The 15,113-nt window shown below is 35.4% G+C and carries 18 protein-coding genes; 9 read left to right on the forward strand and 9 right to left on the reverse strand.

Annotated elements, in window-relative coordinates:
* The 4 genes from paaJ to paaA all read right to left on the reverse strand — a co-directional run bounded on the left by paaJ (position 1) and on the right by paaA (position 2,868).
* Positions 1-501 carry a phenylacetate-CoA oxygenase subunit PaaJ gene (gene paaJ, locus JST55_13970; GenBank protein ID MBS1494616.1) on the reverse strand — a complete coding sequence of 167 codons (501 nt, stop codon included), beginning with the start codon at positions 499-501 and terminating at the stop codon, positions 1-3.
* Between the two features lie 23 nt (positions 502-524).
* On the reverse strand, positions 525-1,304 hold the full coding sequence (paaC, locus tag JST55_13975; GenBank protein MBS1494617.1) for a phenylacetate-CoA oxygenase subunit PaaC: 780 nt from the start codon (positions 1,302-1,304) through the stop codon (positions 525-527).
* A complete protein-coding gene (gene paaB / locus JST55_13980) occupies positions 1,301-1,723 on the reverse strand; it encodes a 1,2-phenylacetyl-CoA epoxidase subunit B (protein MBS1494618.1) in 423 nt (140 codons plus the stop codon). The genes paaC and paaB overlap by 4 nt, the downstream gene beginning before the upstream one ends.
* Positions 1,724-1,881: 158 nt before the next feature.
* Positions 1,882-2,868 (reverse strand): 1,2-phenylacetyl-CoA epoxidase subunit A, encoded by a 987-nt coding sequence (paaA, locus tag JST55_13985; GenBank protein MBS1494619.1) that lies wholly within the window; start codon positions 2,866-2,868, stop codon positions 1,882-1,884.
* A gap of 720 nt (positions 2,869-3,588) precedes the next feature.
* On the opposite strand from paaA, the gene JST55_13990 reads away from it, so the two are divergent.
* The 3 genes from JST55_13990 (at position 3,589) to JST55_14000 (ending at position 6,285) form a co-directional block, all read left to right on the forward strand.
* Complete coding sequence (locus JST55_13990; GenBank protein ID MBS1494620.1) at positions 3,589-3,903, forward strand: hypothetical protein; 315 nt, start codon at positions 3,589-3,591, stop codon at positions 3,901-3,903.
* 325 nt (positions 3,904-4,228) lie between these two features.
* Positions 4,229-4,804 carry an HAD hydrolase-like protein gene (locus tag JST55_13995; protein MBS1494621.1) on the forward strand — a complete coding sequence of 192 codons (576 nt, stop codon included), beginning with the start codon at positions 4,229-4,231 and terminating at the stop codon, positions 4,802-4,804.
* Positions 4,801-6,285: a hypothetical protein gene (locus JST55_14000; GenBank protein ID MBS1494622.1), complete on the forward strand. Its 1,485-nt coding sequence runs from the start codon at positions 4,801-4,803 to the stop codon at positions 6,283-6,285. Before JST55_13995 ends, JST55_14000 begins: the two co-directional genes overlap by 4 nt.
* Positions 6,286-6,462: 177 nt before the next feature.
* On the opposite strand, the gene JST55_14005 is transcribed toward JST55_14000, so the two are convergent.
* Complete coding sequence (locus JST55_14005) at positions 6,463-6,939, reverse strand: hypothetical protein (GenBank protein MBS1494623.1); 477 nt, start codon at positions 6,937-6,939, stop codon at positions 6,463-6,465.
* A gap of 212 nt (positions 6,940-7,151) precedes the next feature.
* On the opposite strand from JST55_14005, the gene JST55_14010 reads away from it, so the two are divergent.
* The 3 genes from JST55_14010 (at position 7,152) to JST55_14020 (ending at position 8,284) form a co-directional block, all read left to right on the forward strand.
* Positions 7,152-7,466 carry a hypothetical protein gene (locus JST55_14010; GenBank protein MBS1494624.1) on the forward strand — a complete coding sequence of 105 codons (315 nt, stop codon included), beginning with the start codon at positions 7,152-7,154 and terminating at the stop codon, positions 7,464-7,466.
* A gap of 226 nt (positions 7,467-7,692) precedes the next feature.
* Positions 7,693-7,830 (forward strand): hypothetical protein, encoded by a 138-nt coding sequence (locus JST55_14015; GenBank protein ID MBS1494625.1) that lies wholly within the window; start codon positions 7,693-7,695, stop codon positions 7,828-7,830.
* 85 nt (positions 7,831-7,915) lie between these two features.
* A complete protein-coding gene (locus JST55_14020) occupies positions 7,916-8,284 on the forward strand; it encodes a hypothetical protein (GenBank protein ID MBS1494626.1) in 369 nt (122 codons plus the stop codon).
* A 224-nt stretch (positions 8,285-8,508) separates the two neighbouring features.
* Here JST55_14020 and JST55_14025 read toward each other — a convergent pair whose 3' ends face one another.
* The 4 genes from JST55_14025 to JST55_14040 form a co-directional block, all read right to left on the reverse strand.
* Positions 8,509-8,718 (reverse strand): hypothetical protein, encoded by a 210-nt coding sequence (locus JST55_14025; GenBank protein ID MBS1494627.1) that lies wholly within the window; start codon positions 8,716-8,718, stop codon positions 8,509-8,511.
* Between the two features lie 120 nt (positions 8,719-8,838).
* Positions 8,839-9,267 (reverse strand): hypothetical protein, encoded by a 429-nt coding sequence (locus JST55_14030; protein MBS1494628.1) that lies wholly within the window; start codon positions 9,265-9,267, stop codon positions 8,839-8,841.
* A gap of 212 nt (positions 9,268-9,479) precedes the next feature.
* Positions 9,480-9,911, reverse strand: coding sequence for a hypothetical protein (locus JST55_14035; GenBank protein MBS1494629.1), 432 nt, complete (start codon positions 9,909-9,911; stop codon positions 9,480-9,482).
* A gap of 216 nt (positions 9,912-10,127) precedes the next feature.
* Complete coding sequence (locus tag JST55_14040) at positions 10,128-10,598, reverse strand: hypothetical protein (protein ID MBS1494630.1); 471 nt, start codon at positions 10,596-10,598, stop codon at positions 10,128-10,130.
* A 283-nt stretch (positions 10,599-10,881) separates the two neighbouring features.
* Between JST55_14040 and JST55_14045 the strand changes: the two genes are divergently transcribed.
* The 3 genes from JST55_14045 (at position 10,882) to JST55_14055 (ending at position 15,085) form a co-directional block, all read left to right on the forward strand.
* Entirely contained in the window at positions 10,882-12,099 is a 1,218-nt protein-coding gene (locus tag JST55_14045; protein ID MBS1494631.1) for a T9SS type A sorting domain-containing protein, read from the forward strand.
* A gap of 123 nt (positions 12,100-12,222) precedes the next feature.
* On the forward strand, positions 12,223-13,848 hold the full coding sequence (locus tag JST55_14050) for a T9SS type A sorting domain-containing protein (GenBank protein MBS1494632.1): 1,626 nt from the start codon (positions 12,223-12,225) through the stop codon (positions 13,846-13,848).
* Position 13,849: 1 nt separating this feature from the next.
* Complete coding sequence (locus tag JST55_14055) at positions 13,850-15,085, forward strand: T9SS type A sorting domain-containing protein (GenBank protein ID MBS1494633.1); 1,236 nt, start codon at positions 13,850-13,852, stop codon at positions 15,083-15,085.
* The last annotated feature ends 28 nt before the right edge of the window (positions 15,086-15,113 follow it).

Raw genomic sequence — 15,113 nt, forward strand, 5'->3', positions numbered from 1 at the left:
CTAGACGGGTTTGAATTGTTCAAACGCCTGAGAACATGCATCACAATAGTGTATTGCGCGGCAGAGAGTTGGTCCGAAAGGATTTCGAAGCCGTGTTTTTTTACTACCGCAAAAAGGACACTCTACATTAGTCAGCAAGTCAATCGAAATCAATTCGTTGTTCAAATGTGCCGGCAATGCAAAGCCGGATTCTTTTAAATGTCTTCTTCCCTCTTCTGTTATCATGTCAGTTGACCATTGTATATCATAATCAACCTTCACTTCAACATCTTCAACAGGAAGCTCTAATACTTTATTTTTAATTTCAGACTTCAAAATTTCAACTGCCGGGCATCCCGCAAAAGTCGGAGTCATTCTTACTTCAACTTTATTATCAGATGAAATTTCTATTCCCGTTATCATCCCAAGCTCAACTACAGAGACACGCGGAATTTCCGGGTCTTTTACTTCTTGCAATAAGGAAATAACATCATCCTTTGTGACATTTTCTATAGTATCCATATCGTCTAACGTTTGTAATGCTTTTACCATTCTGCTGAGGGGTCTATTGAATAAACTTCTGTCATCTCATCAAGCAGCGGTTGTAAATACTCTGTGTGATATCCTTTTCTTCCGCCAAAGGCTAGTGTACTCAGATTAGCATCGTTAATATCAGGCATCTTCAAATTCGATTTCTCAATTACTTCAGTCACAATATCTGTCCATACTTTCTGCAACAATTCTTCTCCGTCAAACACTCCCGATTCCATCAATTCATTTTCATAATCAGATTTCTCAAATATTCCCAATGCAAGCGGATAACATTCGTTAAGCGCAGCCTGCATCCTTATATTACTTTCATCGGTAGCTTTCCCTAACTGACTTATCCATATATTTGCATGCATCGTATGATACTTTATTTCGCCTCTTACTTTCTTGGCAAGATTTGCAAGCGGCTGGCATGATGATTTCGTAAGCATATCAAAACGAATCGCCTCTGCTGTATCAAATAAAAAATGTCTCATTAAGCTGAAATCATAATCACGAATAGGATACTCCACAAAGTGACAGCAGTAAAAATTCTTTTCGTTTCTTGTGAATGCCAGCGTATCTGCATCCGGCTCACCCATTGAATGTAAAATATTATACAACGCCTGAGCATGACCGAGCTTATCCTGCGCCATCGAAGAGAATGCAATATCTTCTTCAAGTATAGGACCGAGTCCCGTCCATTCTGAATTTCTGTGCCCGATAATAAGTTCATCATCTGCCATTCTGAACAAAAGATTTTTGATAGCAGTTGTATGCTGTTCACCATTACTCATGACTTCACCTCCTCATTTTTTGCAGCTTCGGGTTTCTTATGTTCTTTTTTATATTTATTGATTTTTTCCATCACTTTATAACCGCCTGCTTCGCGGTACATTTTTTCGGAATTATTTTCATACATATCTTCAGTTTCATAATCAGTGGAAAATATATCGGCAGTTTTCACAACCCAGATATTTACGCACTTGCCTCTTCTTGCATATTGTTCTTTAGCTGAGAGAAATGCAATTTCAGGATTCGGAGCATGAAGCGAACCCACATGCACATGATGGTCGCCCTTCTTTGTCTGATGGAAGACTTCATAAGTCTGCCACTGGTCAAGCGGAGCAATTTCAATTTTTAGTTCTTCGTCCTTTGGAATATCAGCCCTTGTTATTCTCGGATCGAGCGATTTGATGGTGGAGTCGGATTTCAATTTGATTTGTTAATGTGTTTCCCTCTCCTTACTAAGGGGAGGGCTAGGGTGGGGTTAGCGGGAAGAAGAAACCAAAGTTTGTACTTATCCTTTACCTCCCCCAACCCCCTCCTTATAAAGGAGGGGGCTTTACAACTATACTTATACAAAAAATTCTTTTACGCCAATGGAGTTATATACTGCTCATCTCTTTTCATCAATGCCTTCCGAACCCATTCGCCTCTTTCTTCAGCCATCTTTCTCACGGCAAGTCTTTCCTTATTGCAAGGTCCGCCGCCGTTAATTACTTTTTTAAATTCATCCCAGTCAGGCTCAGTATATTGCCATTGACCGGTTGCTTCATCTTTGCGTAAGTTCGGGTCAGGAATTGTTAATCCCAGGTCCCATATTTTCGGTACATACATATCTAAAAATTTCTGACGCATGTCATCATTGCTTGCCATCTTTAATTTCCATCTCATCATTGTTTCAGTGTGAACTGAAATCTTATCCGACGGTCCGAAGAAATGCATTATCGGTGGCCACCATCTGTTCAATGCATCCTGCACCATTGCTCTTTGTGTAGGAGTGCCTGTTGCAAGGAACACAACGTTATCATGACCGTATTTTAAATGAAAACTTTCTTCCGTGCAGATTCTTTCAAGCGCGCGGCAGTAGGGACCGTAACTTCCCTTTGAGTTCGCTACCTGATTTATAATTGCGCCTGCATCTATAAGCCATGCAATCACTGCAGTATCTGCCCATGTTTCAGCAGGATAGTTGAAAACATTCGAGTACTTTGATTTTCCCGTTATCAAATCGTTAATCATATCTTCACGTGACTTGCCGAGCGTTTCAGCTGCGCTATATAATAACTGAGCGTGACCGACTTCATCCTGAACCTTTGCCATCAGAGCAAGCTTGCGTCTGAATCCCGGTGCGCGGGTTATCCACGTGCCTTCGGGCAGAGCGCCGATGATCTCTGAGTGAGCATGCTGCTCAATCATTCTGATTAACTGTTTGCGATAGTCAGCAGGCATCCAGTCCTGCGGTTCTATTTTTTCGCCCGCTGCAATGCGCGCTTCAAAAGCTTCCAGCTTCTGAGCGTCGTCAGTTTGGTTATTATTGTTGTTTGTATCGTCGTAGATATATCCGCCGCCGTACATAAGCTTATTTGTTTAATTTAAATTGAAATAATATGTTTACAGAATATAAAACATATTAAATGCATTATAATTCAAATTTAATGTATTTAGATTTGTAAAAAAAGGCACACTTGCAGTGGAATTTTAACGCAAAGTACGCAGAGCTCTACGCGAAGTGCGCAAAGCACATGCATTGTACTGCATTGAATTTTTTATATATTTATTGCTGCTTAGCGGTCTCTGCGTGAACCTTTGCGTATTTTGCGTCTAACTACATAAGCAAAATTTTTTGCGAAGCACGCAAAGCGATTAAATATAAATTTATTTAAAATATATCAGTTTTTCTCAGCGGTCTCTGCGTGAACCTTTGCGTACTTTGCGTTTAACTACATAAGCAAAGTTTTTCGCGAAGCACGCAAAGCAATTAAATATAAATTTATTTAAAATATATCAGATTTTCTTAGCGGTCTGTGCGTGAACCTTTGCGTATTTTGCGTTTAACTACATAAGCAAAGTTTTTCGCGAAGCACACAAAGCAATTAAATATTAGTTTATTTAAAGTATAACAGATTTTCTTAGCGGTCTCTGCGTGAACCTTTGCGTATTTTGCGTTTAACTACATAAGCAAAGTTTTTCGCGAAGCACACAAAGCAATTAAATATTAGTTTATTTAAAGTATAACAGATTTTCTTAGCGGTCTCTGCGTGAACCTTTGCGCACTTTGCGTTTAATATCATTAGAATGGAAACTAAAAAAAATATAGCGGTAGATACTTTCATCTACCTTGTTACAATCGGAAGCGTTTACACGCTTTTGTGCTTTATTGTTGTGCTGCTTACGCAGACACAGTTCTGGCTCTTCTGGCCCGGGTACGGCATCGGGATTTACTCGCTCGTCTCCCCTATTATGTTAATCGTTTATGCCGGAGTTTATGCCGCTTACAAAAAATATCTCCGCGCCCGCTTTTCAAAGTGGATGCTGTATTTTAATTTTCTATATCTCTTCTTCCTCCTCGGTTCTCTAATATATAGTTTGATTTTTTATAAGGAGTTGTAGGATGGATTTCCTTCCTTGCAGGTGCTAGAGCTCACTTGCACCTGATTAATCATGTGCTCAAAGAAATATTCCACATTCCAATCTCCAATTACCAACAGAAAATATATTTTTTTTTGAAAAAACTTTTATTTAACTCAAAATTTGTATGATTATTTCGAGGATAAAATTTTTCCAATGATAATTTACCAACATCTAAAGTTTTTTTTCTCTGTATAATTAAACTATTTTTCATATGTTCAAGTATGAAATATTCATTTTGTAGTTTAGTTTTAAAATTCAATATTTTCTTAATAATTCTAATTAAAATATCTGTTCAGTCAACCAAATGAGTATTGCTTTATTTAATATTGACTTCTTTAAAAACCTGAAATTGTTTTTAAAACCCCGAAATTTAATTGCAAAAGATAGGGCAGAAACAATTTCTGAGGTAATGGGAATAATAAAAAATCAAAATTTTAAAGGAGTGATTTTTGATGTAGATCAAACAATAGTACCTTACGGTGAAACAATAGTAGATTTAGATATAAAAAATGAAATTCTTGAAATTACAAAAACAACAAAGTGTTGTATGCTTTCCAATTTTCCGAAGACTAAAGAAAAATTTGAAAGATTGAGTGAAATACAAAGGCAACTTGGAATTCCGCTTACATATTCAGATGAGAAAAAGCCATCGCCAAAAGCATTTATGGCAGCTCTAAATATATTAGAAACAAAAGCATCTGATACAGCAATGGTAGGAGATCGAATTTTTACTGATATTATGGGAGCTAATAATGTTGAAATCTATACTATTTATCAAAGACCATTAAATCCAAAAACTGATCCATTTTTTTGGGTTACCATTCCAAGGATAATTGAAAACTTTATCGTTAATGTTTTTAAAATATTTTTAAAAAAATGACTGAAGCTGCACCTGAAATTGAACAAAATAACAATAGCTGGACCCCATTTTCATTGTTCTGCTTTTTCAGTACTATTGGAAGTGCGTTAATAGCAACAATATCATCATTTACTGGTATTGATAGATCTTATCAAGTAATGATTTATTATGCCTCCATAATATGTGTCCTTTTTTTACAGTATACAAACATTAATAAATCAAAAAAGATAAAATCGCCTTGGTATAATTTCTATAAATACTGTCCAACTACAAGTGCTCTTTTTAGAACTTTATTTACTTTATGTCTTTCTACAGTATTTTTTACAACTGTATATCCACCATATCCAACAATACTATATTTTATATACTTCGTTTTCATAGTTACTACTTATGATAGAATTTCTTATCATAAATATTCTTGGAGAAGAGTTCGTATACTAGTTGACCTTGCACTTGCAATTGTAATTTTTACTTATTATGGCGGAATTAAAAATCCTAACTGGCTATTGTTCCTAATTCCAATCTCTACGGTCGCTAGGCGATATCTTTCGTTTAAGACTATCATAATTACAAGTATAAGCATTTTATCAATAATTTTAATTTCAACTTTACCGGTTTTCGAAGCAATTTCAAATTTTTATCATCTTATTCGAATAGAAAATATTCAAGTAGTTAATATTGATGAATTAAAAAATGCGAGTAATTTTAATAAATACCTTGAGGCACGTGACGGATTTGCTAACTGGCAAGCATTTAAGCAGTTAATAATTGTATCCATTTTTTTTATTGTTGTTGCTGTTATTTTTCAAGCAGAAACAAAAATTAGAATTAAGAGAATATTTGATTTTACAGCGGAGCTATTCGATGATTTAATAGACAGTAAAAAAACAATTAATTATGACATCATACGAAAATTATGTCGGGAAATTAATAGCGAAGCACTGTTTGTTTTCGAAAAAAACGACGAGAACTATCTCTTAAGCATGGGGTTTCAAACCCATGCTCTTGAGGGAAACAAACAAAAAATTCTATGTGACAAACAACTATTAACAAAAGATGATTACACACATATTGAAGATTGGTTTAAGGAAGTGCAAGATCTTTTCAAATCAAAAAGAGAAGGTTATGATAATTTAAGTTTATTTACAAAATGGTATCGTGAAGATAATAAATACTTCTTAAAGCACTTTGAAGAAGAAGTTAATGAAATCAGACTTGAGGATGACGAAGACTTAATCACAAAATTTGTGGATTATTTTTTTAATAATGGAATTGTGGCTTCTACACGAAAAAGGGCAAATCTTTTGCAAAAAAAAGATATTGTTGTTCTAGTTCCAATAAGAATAAACGATTCTTATATAGTTTTTATTAACAATCTTCCTTCTAAATTTAAAATAGTACAAAGAGTCTTTTGGGAAGATGGAATTCAAAAAGTAAGAATGATAAAGTATTTAATGAGTTCTGTTCAGGAAATTAAGCCGACAAACCCATTTAACAAATAATTTTCTATTCCACATTCAGTTTTCTTAGGAAATGATTGTTTCAGCCTATATTGGTCTTCCTGACCAATAACTATTATTTTTCAAGTTAAATTATTATTTATGACTGGATTCCCGCCTTCGCGGGAATGACAGTGTAGTGATAAAACAACTCGGGGTTTTCGCCCCGCATACAACTTCTTAAAACCCGGCCTCTGCCTGTTCATGATACGGAGATTCCTTACTGATAGCATCCTTCAACTCCTCTGAAGTAAGATGTACATCCAGCATATTAACAATCTGCTGATGGTTCGGGTCAATTAAAAACACTCTTCCCGGTGCCTTATTTGCATTTAGGAGATACAAAAGTCCGTAGTTCTGCACATCTGTCTTCGTAGCATCGATAGTGTTTTCATCAGTAATATCGTAGCTTAAAAAAACTATCGAAGGTCTATCCGAGTAATAATTTACAACTTCTGTATTCCATCTGGTGTAGTTATCATTCATCATCTCGCACATATCTGAGCGCTGCAGAACAACATAGAGTGAATTGGTTGTCTTAGGCTCTTTGCCATCAAATGTTTCTGCATTCTGCGCGTTTACATTTGCAGTTATAAAAGTAAAAAAGGAAATTACAGCAAGTAGATTTGCAATAATGGTTCGCTTTGAATTTTTCATTTTGAGTTTAATAAGTGGTGCGTTAGTATTAATACGTACATAGAATATGCCAATATAGCTGTTAAGAATGGCAGGTAAAGTGAACAATTAAAAAGCTGCTGAGACATAACTGTCAATTTCGGTGCTTTATGTTTTATAATGTCGTACATCATAGAAGAACTCTCAATCTTTCTCTCTTAAATCTCAAATCCAAAAGAGTTACATTGTGATATATGAAACCCCTGTACGCTAAAATATTTCTTCCGATAATCACACTCATAAATCTTGCGTTCATCCTGATTTTCTTCGGAGGGATATTTTTTACCGAGTATCTGCCGCGGACAATCTTCTTTTCGGACTTCCTTAAATACTATCTCTACGGCTCACCTGTTGTTGCGGCGATTTTTATTTTCTTCTATTATAAATTTCGTGACGTTCATCTGTTCAGATATCAGTCATTCGTTTTCCATCTGAACTTTCTTCTCATTTCCCTCTCAGTAATGCTGCTTATACTTGTTGTTGTTATGAAAGCTTTTGTGATGGAGTAAAGATTTGAACCACCCCCTTAATCCACCTCTTAATCCCCCCTCCTTGTAAACGAGGGGAGGAAAATACCTCTGACACAACTACTATAAATCGTCATGCCTGTCTAAGTAGAATCAAAAAAAACGTTACTTTCAGCGAAATTTTACCATGCCATAGGAACACTATGTGCAAATAGTATATGCATTCGGCACTCCCCGGCTCTGCCCCTAAAACTAAACGTACAAAACCATGAACACAGAACTTCATTACTCGAACCCGAGGAATTACAGAATGCCTGACAGATTATTTAATTCTGGCAGAGTTATGTTTGTTGTATGCGCAATTCTTACTCTTATGATAGTAATTTTTGCAAGCTCAAGAGGTTAATTAACCAATGCCTTTTTAAAGAACTGAGCTCTGCTAATACGGGGCTCAGTTCATTTTGAACAAAAAGCAATTAAATAAAAATAAAATGGAAACAAATAATCACAACTCAAATCAGCCCGGCAGCGACTCCGCTAAGGAAAAACAAAGAGAGTATAACGACAGCTTAGAGAACCAAAGCGATACTGCTATTAACGATTCTGCAAGCCGTTTGCCATCTTCAAAGGATGTTAACACAGATAACGGTTACAAGCAAAAAGAAACTGAAGAGATGGGCGGAGAAGTAGATAGAAAAAAACGCGAGGAGAATTTAGAAAAAGGAAGAGATGAAGGCGGCGCAAAGGACTCTCACGGAGTTAGCATTAACGAAGCTGAAAACTTCGGCGATGAAAACACAATAACTGAAAACACCAAAGAACGCGCTACACTTGACCATACTTCAAGAAGCGTTATATAATTAATTTTAATTGCTTTCCGGCATACTGCTCCCATACTGTATTTGTTACCTGAGGGATATTCCGCCGGGAAGCAATTTTTTTTTTTGCCCAACAAATCCTTATCAAATCCGAAATCAATTCCTCGTTCCCTAGTTTATTTAATATAAAAATTTAATACATAAAAAAATGACCTGTGAAATAAAATTCCACCGGTCATTCTAATTTTACCAAAGTATTCTAAGGTTTACATCATTGTCTCATTTGTTTTTCTCTGTACCCATTCTTTATCCTCATCTGTTCCTGCAGGTCCTTCATCATTAACAATGGAATCATTCATATAATCAGAAGCATTTGGTTCATCTGTTTTATCTCTCAAAATATAATCAGGCGGCTGAGTCATTATTCCCGCTTCGGTGAATCCTGATTTAGTGGCGGTTTGTTTTGTAGTTTCCATTGATATTTTAAATTAAATTTAAAAGATATTTTTGAATTACCCCCTTTAAAACAAAAAACCCATGAACTACTATCTTAGCCCACGGGTATTTTGCTCTCTTGTGTAAAACTGGAAATCTTCTTACTGATTTGAGCGCGCAATCATTTGCGAACCCTCAGCTATAGATTTCAATATATCCTTTGTACCGGCGTCCAGATTATATCTTGATATTACCTGCTTGCTTGCAGGGTCCATTATGATAATTCCTTCCTCTCCGTTATTTGCATATGCAGCATTGTAAACAGCGTACCAGTCAAAATCCCCTTTTAAGTTTGCAGTCATTGCATCGTTTGTAACATCATAAGAAATAAAAACAACCTTGGTATTTTTCGTATATCTGCTCATTATATCCTGTTGAATCCTGTCATAGTTTGCATTGTAAGCCGGACTATCATCTGTGTGCTGAACGATTACATATAAAGTCGGATTCGGTGTCTGCGCAGCTGCCGATGTCTGGAAAACTACTAAGCTCAAAATTACTGTCAGGATTACATACTCTATTGTTTTCATTTGCGGTTTTAATGTTTTGCTGTTGCTTTATTTAATTCCAATATTTGTGCCAAAGTATTTATGCAAAATACGTTTAATTTTGCAGAACGGATTTATTTTTTCGTCAATCATGTCGCAGTGTCAATATCATGTCAGTCACATTAGTAATAACAAAGACCCGTAAGCCACTCTCAAATGATTTACGGGTCTTCTTCTGTTTAAGGAGAAATCAATTATTTCGAAGGGGAGGGATTTCCTCCGTTAATCGATTTCAGTATATCCTGTGTAGATGAGCTTATTGTTGTTGTACCTACAACTTGTTTTGTGACCGGGTCAACCAGTATTACGCTTCCAGGTGTATTATAAGAAGAAATCGAATTATAGATTCCGTACTTATCAAGGTCGGCGCGTGTTGTTGCCATTGTCTTGTCATCTGTTAAGTCATAGTTCAGAAATATTACGCTTGGATCATTTGAATAATAATTTCTTACTTCTGTATTCCATCGTGTCTGATTATCGGTACATATTAAACAGTTGGCAGAGCTTTGTGTGATTACATAAAGGCGTGGACTGATATTTCCATCAGTTTGTGCCTTTGCGTTAACATTAAAAACGATCAGTGCGATTAAGCTAAGGAACAGGCTTAAGATTTGTTTCTTCTTCATGTTTTACCCCATGTGATTTTATGTTATAAATTATCCTTCTTACTCATATGTTTTACAACCTGCGTGCCGAAATTATTCCATAAAAATACTCAGATTTTGAGTGTATCATTTATAAAATTTGTCATCGATGTCCTGTAGTAACTTTAATGTCAAAAAAATAAATGCCGCCTCAATTTCACTCAAAGACGGCATTTATCACCTCGTAAAAAATATAATTTATTTTGTTGCTTTATGTTTCATAGGAGCTGCTTCATTTATATAATTCTGTATATCAGTAGTTGCAAGGTCAACATCAAGCATTTTTACAATTTGTTTTGTGTTCGGATCAATAAGTAAAACTCTTCCTGGGCGTTTGTTAGCATTTACCAAGTCTGTCAGTCCGTATTTATCAATATCTGCTTTTGTGTTTTCAATTGTCTTATCGTTTGTGATATCGTAGTTCATAAAAATAATTGATGGTCTTCCTGAGTAGTATCCTATTACTTCTTTATTCCATCTGTCATAGTTATCCTCGCACATTGTGCACATATCTGAGCGCTGAACAACTACGTAAAGGCTCGGACCGTCCTGCATATAAGTATCGGTCACAGCGCTTGCATCCTGAGCTTTTAATGGCGAGCTGTTTATAAAAATAAAAGTTACCGCCGTGAGGAGAGCAGCGAAAATAATTTGTTTAAAGTTTTTCATATTAGTTTTTTGTTTGATTTATTTCTTAATCTCTAACCACCTGTTAAACAATCGTTATGCCAAAACAGACTGTGAAAAAATTATTAAAATTCAATTAATTTATAACTTAAACCGACACCAATGTCAAAGATGACACATAAATGCATACTCAGCAATTTAAATAAAAAATATCAATTTTCTTACAAATCATTTATTATCAATATGTTATATTTCTAATAAACTGCGAAAAAAATCTTTGCTTGTAAATAGTATTTAATTCATATTTGAGTAAATAAATATGAACATGAAAAAAATCACGCTAACCCTCGTTTTATTTTTACTCTCAAATATCTCTTTTTCACAAAGTGCGTGGCAGGTTGTGACTCTTCCCTCTAATATCACAAAGACAACTCGATTAAATTTTACTGATGCAAATACAGGATTTCTTTTAGCTAATGCTATTTATAAAACTAATGATGCAGGAAATAGCTGGGTTCAGAAAACAACAACTTTAGATGTGAATGCATTTTTCAGTCTTTCATTTTTAAGTTCGAATACAGGTTATTTTTGTCAAAGCAGTGGTGAGATATTTAAAACTACAAATGGTGGTAATAACTGGTTGCAGCTACCAAATAATATAAACGGGTTAGTAATGAAATTTATTAATGTAAATACAGGCTGGATTGCAGGAAGCAGATTTGTTTCAAAGACTACTGATGGCGGATTAAATTTTATTACCGTAAATCTTGTCGATACTGTATATGCAATGTTCTGCATGGATTTTTTAAATGACAACACCGGTTGGGTTGCAGGAATGAAAAGTATATGTAAGACAACTAACGGCGGACTTAACTGGCTGCCTCAAAGCAACTTTGCGCCTTCAATTTCTACTATGGCTTACGGCATGGATTTTATCAATGAATCTACAGGCTTCCTTACCGGTACCGGAGGAATGATTTGCAAAACAACTGATAGCGGAATTACTTGGGAAAAAACAAATCCGGGCACTTCTCTTATGAGAGATATTAAGTTTATTAACAATCAAACCGGATGGGCGTGCGGCGGCGCAGGAAATTTATTTAAAACAACTAACACAGGAATAAACTGGACTGCTATTACAATAGACCCGTCATACGGTCTGATGGATATAGAATTTACCAATGAAAATACCGGATGGATTACAACAAGCACTAATAATCTTCTCAAAACGACTAACGGCGGAGTTGTTTTTATTTCTCAGACATCCTCCGAAATACCGGATAAATTTGAACTGTATCAGAATTATCCAAATCCGTTTAATCCATCTACAACAATTAAATATAAAATAAAAAATTCAGAGCACGTTACTATTAAAGTGTTCGATTCAAAAGGGAATGAAGTTGAAACTCTGGCTAATGAAAATCAAACCGCTGGAAGTTACTCGGTAATGTTCAATGCTTCAAAACTTTCAAGCGGTGTCTATTATTACAAATTAATTTCAAATAATTTTTCTGAAACAAAGAAATTGATTTTGGTAAAGTGAGTGTTTCCCCTCCCCTGCGAAGGGGAGGGATAGGGTGGGGTCTATAACGGATAGTTAAAGTTTGAATTGATAACCACCCCCTGCCCCCTCCTTAGTAAGGAGGGGGAAACCAAGCAAAAACTTATGAAAAAAATTATTTTATTACTCGTTCTCCTCATTTCCCTTCCCTCCTTCGCTCAGATGACTCCCCAGTGGCAAAATTATTATGGCGTAAAGGATAGTCTTGGGATTTTTCCTATGGGAATGGTGGTTGATGACAGTTCTAATACCTATGTCATGGAGGAGGCGGCGAGATTAACATACACAGAAAGTCCTCCTCGTGACCCCTTCATACAAAAAATCAATAAATACGGAGAAACTATCTGGATCAAGAATTTCGGATTGGATATTTCCAGGAAGGAATTTCCACTAAGCATAAAATATAGTTCAGATAAGTTTTTATATTTTTTATGCTCACAATTTGATAGCAGCTTATGGACAATGAATCTTTTTAAGTTAAATACAGAAGGCAATCAAATATGGAAAAAGAGAATAGGCTATTACGATTATCAGTATTTCCAGGAAGTAAATTTAACTTCAACAGGGACTATATATTCAAACGGGGCCAGCTATACAAACGGAAAATGTCTTTATAAATTTAACCCGGCCGGAGAAATTATCGATTCAATTTTTATTGTAATTAACAATATGAATGCAGGAATCGAAAGATATAATCTTACCGCTGATAATAAAGTTTTCATTTTTTCTGAATTATCAATAAATGATATTAAAAATTCATTTATATCTTTTGCCGATACTACTCATAATATTTTTTGGACGAAGGAATTAAATTATAGGGGCAACCCATACGCTTTGCAATCTTCCAAAGATTCATCACTTTATGTCTGCTTTTACAGGGAAGAGACGCTGAACGGAGTAGTACTTTCAATTTATAAATATGATTATGCCGGCAATTTAAAATGGCTAAAAGAACTGCCCGGACCTGTTGCAATAAATAATGATGTTCTATATTACGGCTATTATCCTCATATTTTGATTGATAACGATAATAACCCGGTTATTTCAAGCACTATGAAAGATGCTCAGTTCAGTAGTACCAATACGTTAGCTATAATTAAATTAGATAAGTCAACCGGTAATGAACTGTGGATAAACAGAGTGGATAATTTAATACCGGGCAGCAATGGGATTTTACGAAACTCTGTAATTGATTCTCTCGGAAATATTTATGCTTGCGGAGAAATTATCACCGGTAATATTTATGACTTCGTTATACTGAAAATTTCTTCCTCAGGGCAGGTTTTAAGAATTACAAGAAATAACGGGTTTTTAAATTTTAGATATTTCCCTTATCATTTAGCCTTGGCAAAAAATAATGATTTAATTGTAACAGGAATTGATTTCAATCCGCCATTTTGGGAAAAAGGGGCAACTATCCGATACTCCCAGCCGGTAAATATTACTCCAAGCGGGAATAATCTACCTGATAAATTTTCTCTTAACCAAAATTATCCCAACCCATTCAATCCATCAACTACTATAATTTTTCAGATTCCGAAAAATAATTTTGTGAGCTTAAAAGTTTTTGATATAAACGGCAAAGAAGTGTCGCAGCTTGTGAACGAAAACTTAAATGCAGGTGAGTACAAAATAAATTTCAACGGCGCTGCCCTTCCAAGCGGAGTGTATTATTACAAGCTAACGGGTGAGAATTTTTCTGAAACAAAAAAAATGATTCTGATAAAATAATATGAAAAAGATTCTTATAATAACTCTATTCTTCGTTACATGTAATTTCGTTCACGCGCAATGGATTCAGTATAATCCCGGCATAGCATCAAGCTTCGATAAAATATATTTTATAAATAATCAGACCGGATTTGCAGGCTCAGCTTTCCCTACCTTCCATAAAACAACTAACGGAGGGATTAACTGGGTGCAGATAAGCGGACCTTTATTCGATGGATATGTTCTTGGTCTATATTTTTTAGACGAAACTACAGGATTTTTTGCAACAGGGTTAAGCAGGATTGCAAGAACAACAAACGGCGGATACAACTGGCAGTACCTGGAGTCAGGTGCGATGGAAATCTGCAATTACACATTCATAAATTCAAATACCGGTTTTGCAATCGGCTCTGCTATATACAAAACTACAAACCACGGAGATAACTGGATGCTCATAACGGATTCAGTCTATACTCTTTATGATGCAATGTTCGTAAATCAGCTTACAGGTTATGCATGCGGAGGATACTCAAATTTAATAGAAAAAACCACAGATGGCGGAAATTCCTGGAAGCGCATCGCAACAAATTTAGATAGCACAGGTTTTGCAAGAATATTTTTTGTAAACGCTAATACAGGATTTTTATCCGGGATCAAATATAATAATCAGAACCGCGGGGCATTGGCAAAAACATCAGATGCAGGATTGAGCTGGCAAAGAATAGGAACTGATATTGTGGATTATAATTATTTATCCATTCACTTCTCCAATGCAAATATCGGTTACTTTACATCAGAGCAAAAAATTTATAAGACTACAAACGGGGGGACAAATTTTAATGTTATTTATTCGCGGGAGAATGGCGTTCTAAATGATATGAAATTTTTCGGAGCAGATACAGCTATAGTAAGCGGCTACTATCAGAATGCATTTATATTGAAGACGACAAACGGCGGTAATGTTTTCATAGAACAAACTTCCACAAACATTCCTAAAAATTTTTCTTTAAACCAAAACTATCCCAACCCCTTTAACCCTTCAACCACTATAAGTTTTCAGCTGCCCATTGCCGGATTTATTTCTTTAAAAGTTTTCGATATTAACGGAAGAGAAGTATCACAGCTTGTGAAGGAAAATTTAAATGAAGGCGAGTATAAAATAAATTTCAACGGCGCTGCCCTTCCAAGCGGAGTGTATTATTACAAGCTTACGGTTGATAATTTTTCAGAGGTGAAGAAGATGGTGCTGGTGAAGTAATATTATTTTTCACTCATTATTTATAATT

The sequence above is a fragment of the Bacteroidota bacterium genome (assembly GCA_018266835.1).
Taxonomy (GTDB): Bacteria; Bacteroidota; Ignavibacteria; order Tepidaquicellales; family Tepidaquicellaceae; genus JAFDZO01.

Excerpts from the sequence above, each read along its gene's own strand:
- JST55_14015 (MBS1494625.1), top strand. The coding sequence starts at position 7,693 with ATGAACACAGAACTTCATTACTCGAACCCGAGGAATTACAGAATGCCT.
- JST55_14045 (MBS1494631.1), top strand. The coding sequence starts at position 10,882 with ATGAAAAAAATCACGCTAACCCTCGTTTTATTTTTACTCTCAAATATC.
- JST55_14030 (MBS1494628.1), bottom strand. The coding sequence starts at position 9,267 with ATGAAAACAATAGAGTATGTAATCCTGACAGTAATTTTGAGCTTAGTA.
- JST55_14010 (MBS1494624.1), top strand. The coding sequence starts at position 7,152 with ATGAAACCCCTGTACGCTAAAATATTTCTTCCGATAATCACACTCATA.
- JST55_14000 (MBS1494622.1), top strand. The coding sequence starts at position 4,801 with ATGACTGAAGCTGCACCTGAAATTGAACAAAATAACAATAGCTGGACC.
- paaJ (MBS1494616.1), bottom strand. The coding sequence starts at position 501 with ATGGATACTATAGAAAATGTCACAAAGGATGATGTTATTTCCTTATTG.
- JST55_14050 (MBS1494632.1), top strand. The coding sequence starts at position 12,223 with ATGAAAAAAATTATTTTATTACTCGTTCTCCTCATTTCCCTTCCCTCC.
- JST55_13990 (MBS1494620.1), top strand. The coding sequence starts at position 3,589 with ATGGAAACTAAAAAAAATATAGCGGTAGATACTTTCATCTACCTTGTT.
- JST55_14035 (MBS1494629.1), bottom strand. The coding sequence starts at position 9,911 with ATGAAGAAGAAACAAATCTTAAGCCTGTTCCTTAGCTTAATCGCACTG.
- JST55_14025 (MBS1494627.1), bottom strand. The coding sequence starts at position 8,718 with ATGGAAACTACAAAACAAACCGCCACTAAATCAGGATTCACCGAAGCG.
- JST55_14040 (MBS1494630.1), bottom strand. The coding sequence starts at position 10,598 with ATGAAAAACTTTAAACAAATTATTTTCGCTGCTCTCCTCACGGCGGTA.
- paaA (MBS1494619.1), bottom strand. The coding sequence starts at position 2,868 with ATGTACGGCGGCGGATATATCTACGACGATACAAACAACAATAATAAC.
- paaC (MBS1494617.1), bottom strand. The coding sequence starts at position 1,304 with ATGAGTAATGGTGAACAGCATACAACTGCTATCAAAAATCTTTTGTTC.
- JST55_13995 (MBS1494621.1), top strand. The coding sequence starts at position 4,229 with ATGAGTATTGCTTTATTTAATATTGACTTCTTTAAAAACCTGAAATTG.
- JST55_14005 (MBS1494623.1), bottom strand. The coding sequence starts at position 6,939 with ATGAAAAATTCAAAGCGAACCATTATTGCAAATCTACTTGCTGTAATT.
- JST55_14020 (MBS1494626.1), top strand. The coding sequence starts at position 7,916 with ATGGAAACAAATAATCACAACTCAAATCAGCCCGGCAGCGACTCCGCT.
- JST55_14055 (MBS1494633.1), top strand. The coding sequence starts at position 13,850 with ATGAAAAAGATTCTTATAATAACTCTATTCTTCGTTACATGTAATTTC.